Annotated in this window: 3 protein-coding genes; 2 read left to right on the top strand and 1 reads right to left on the bottom strand. The window is 60.7% G+C overall.

Features of this window, described 5'->3' with window-relative positions:
• Window positions 1-297: hypothetical protein (locus tag ACTHN9_RS01925; RefSeq protein WP_440535064.1), on the bottom strand; the 297-nt coding region annotated here is incomplete at its 3' end.
• Between the two features lie 167 nt (window positions 298-464).
• Between ACTHN9_RS01925 and istA the strand changes: the two genes are divergently transcribed.
• Together istA and istB are read left to right on the top strand one after the other, a co-directional pair.
• Window positions 465-1,949: an IS21 family transposase gene (istA, locus tag ACTHN9_RS01920; protein WP_440535063.1), complete on the top strand. Its 1,485-nt coding sequence runs from the start codon at window positions 465-467 to the stop codon at window positions 1,947-1,949.
• A complete protein-coding gene (gene istB, locus ACTHN9_RS01915; RefSeq protein ID WP_440535062.1) occupies window positions 1,942-2,715 on the top strand; it encodes an IS21-like element helper ATPase IstB in 774 nt (257 codons plus the stop codon). Before istA ends, istB begins: the two co-directional genes overlap by 8 nt.
• The last annotated feature ends 178 nt before the right edge of the window (window positions 2,716-2,893 follow it).

The following is a 2,893-nucleotide window of genomic DNA, read 5'->3' as shown; positions in this document are numbered from 1 at the left end:
CTTGTCCGACAGCCCGGCTTCGAGCGCCTTCTGCTCGCGCTCGATAGCACCTTGCAGCACCGACTTGAGATCGTCGTTGCCGATACCGCTGCCGATCTTGTCATAGACGCTTTTGCGCACCCGGGCTTCGAAATCGGAGAGCGCCTCGGCCGAGAGGTTCTGAACCGACTGATTGAGCGCGCCAACGGTCAGATCGAGTTGCTTGTCGACGAGTGCACAGTCGTTTCGGAAGGCATCCGTCAATGGAGCGAATGTTTCGCGCTGCGTTCTGACAAGCTCGTCCGCGGCCTTCTGCACAGCGAAGTGAATTTTGTTGAGATTGGCGGCGCGAATACGCTTTTCCGAGTCCGCGTGTCCAGCGACAATTACTTTTGCCGGTGGCGACAACTAGATTTGCCGGTTTTCGACGGCTGACCTGTTGAGGTCGCGGCCGTCGCTATCATGCGGCTCCTTCCGGAGCCAGCATGAAAAAAGACGGAGAAATCAAATTGTTGCGGGAAGAACGGCGGAAAGGAGCGAGCCAGAAGCTGGCGGCTGCGCGAACGGGTATGAGTGAGCGCACGGTCCGCAAGTACGAGCGTGCGGGCACGTTGCCCAGTCAGATGAAGAAACCGCGCACGCATCGCACGCGGGAGAATCCGTTTAGCCTCGATTGGCCGTGGGTCGAGGAACATCTCAAGCGGGACCCGGCACTGCAGGCCAAGACGCTGTTCGCGCTGCTGTGTCAGGCGTTTCCGGGGCGATATCAGGAAGGCCAACTGCGCACGTTGCAGCGGCACATTCAAGCCTGGCGAGTGCGCCACGGCCCGGAACAGGAAGTCATGTTTCCACAGGAGCATGTGCCCGGGCGCATGGCTCAATCCGATTTCACTTCGATGAATAGCCTGAGAGTAACGATCTCGGGCACGGTGTTCCCGCACCTGGTCTACCACCTGGTGCTGACTTACTCGAATGTGGAGGCCATACGCATTTGCTTCTCGGAGAGCTTCGAGGCACTGGCTGAAGGGCTTGAAGCGTGCCTGTGGCAGATCGGCGGTGTTCCCGAATGGCACCGCACCGACAATCTGACTGCGGCGGTACGCGACCTCGATCGTGAAGGAATGCATGAGTTCACGCAGAACTATCGTGCATTGCTCGCCCATTACGGCATGCAGCCGTCGGCGAACACGGCCGGATGCGCCAACCAAAACGGTGACGTCGAACAATCGCACTTCCGCTTCAAAGAGGCCGTGGATCAGGCGCTGCGGGTTCGCGGCACGCGAGACTTCGGGACGCGTAGCGATTACGAACACTTCCTTGGCGAGCTTGTTCGGCAGCGCAATCTTACGCGCACGCAGCGATTCGAGGCGGATCGGGCGGCGCTTAGGCCGCTGCCCGCGGCGCCGTTGGACTTCACGCGCGAGCTCTCGGTGCGCGTCTCTCGCTTCAGTTTGGTCCGGGTGCTCAACAATCACTACTCCGTGCCGTCGCGATTGATCGGTGCGACGCTGAAAGCACGCATCCGCTCGGAGCGCTTGGATCTTTACCATGGGGCGGCGCACGTTCTTACTCTGCCGCGCTTGACCGGCCGCAATCAGCGGCGAATCGACTATCGGCACCTAATCTGGTCGCTGGTTAGAAAGCCCGGGGCGTTCGCGGCCTACTGCTACAGAGACGAGCTGTTTCCGACGACCACGTTCCGCCGGGCCTACGACGCATTGCTTGCCGCAACGCCGACGAAGGCGGACCGGGAATACCTACGCCTGTTGCATCTAGCTGCGAGCACATCCGAGGCGGAAATCGATGAAGCAATCGGCCGGGTGTTGCATGACGAGCGCGTACCGACGCTCGATGTTGTGCGCGAACTCGTCGCAAGCCCGACGCCGACAGCGGTACCGAAGATCGGCAAGGCCGCCATCAACTTGCGCGACTACGACGCCCTGATTCCGTCACGGAGCAACCATGCATAACCCCCGTGATGAATTGCTGGTGTCGCTTCGTGCGCTCAATCTCGGCGCCATGGCCGCAGCTGTGGAGGACACGGCACTGCGAGCAGCAAAGGAAGGGCTGACTCATGAGGCGTTCCTTCTCGAGCTGGCTCGTATCGAACGCGCAGCGAAGGCATCGCGCCGAATCGAGCGGCTACTAAGGCAATCCGAATTGCTGCCCGAGAAGAACTTCCGTTCCCTAAAGCTGGAAAGGTTCGATCCGGCCACGCGCATGCAGATCGAACGGTTGCGCAGCGGCAGCTTCCTCAAGGATGCCACCAATGTGGTCGCGGTCGGCCGACCTGGTGCGGGGAAAAGCCATCTTGCCTGCGCATTGGGGCACGCGCTCGTCGAACAAGGGTACCCGGTCCTGTTCACCCCCACGGGGGCCTTGGTGCAGCGGCTCCTGGCAGCAAAGCGCGATCTGCGTTTGCCGCAGGAGCTAGCGAAACTGGACCGCTTCGAGTGCCTCATTCTGGACGACATCGGCTACGTCCAGCATGACCGAGACGAAATGGAAGTGCTGTTCACGTTGCTCGCCGAGCGCTACGAGCGCAAGAGCATCGTCATCACGACAAACCTCGTGTTCTCGGAGTGGGAGCGCATCTTTAAGGATCCGATGACCACGCTAGCGGCCATCGACCGGGTCGTCCATCACAGTGTCGTTCTCGACCTGATGAGCGTTGAAAGCTATCGGGCGAAAGCTGCCGGCGCCAAGCCGACGGCGTCAGCCCCGGTAGCAGCATAGGGCGGCAATTTTAGTTGTCGTCGGCGGCGGTTGTAGTTGACGTCAGACAGTCCGCGACCATCGACCCGCTCAGCTTGTCGAGAAACGCCTGGAAACCGGACCTTGCGATCACATCCTCAGGACTGGATCTGGCGAGAAACTTGGCGCGATTGCGAGCGAGATCCGAGAACGGCACCAG

Source organism: Trinickia sp. (assembly GCF_051953405.1).
Taxonomy (GTDB): Bacteria; Pseudomonadota; Gammaproteobacteria; order Burkholderiales; family Burkholderiaceae; genus Trinickia.
This window is presented reverse-complemented; position numbering and strand designations above follow the sequence as displayed.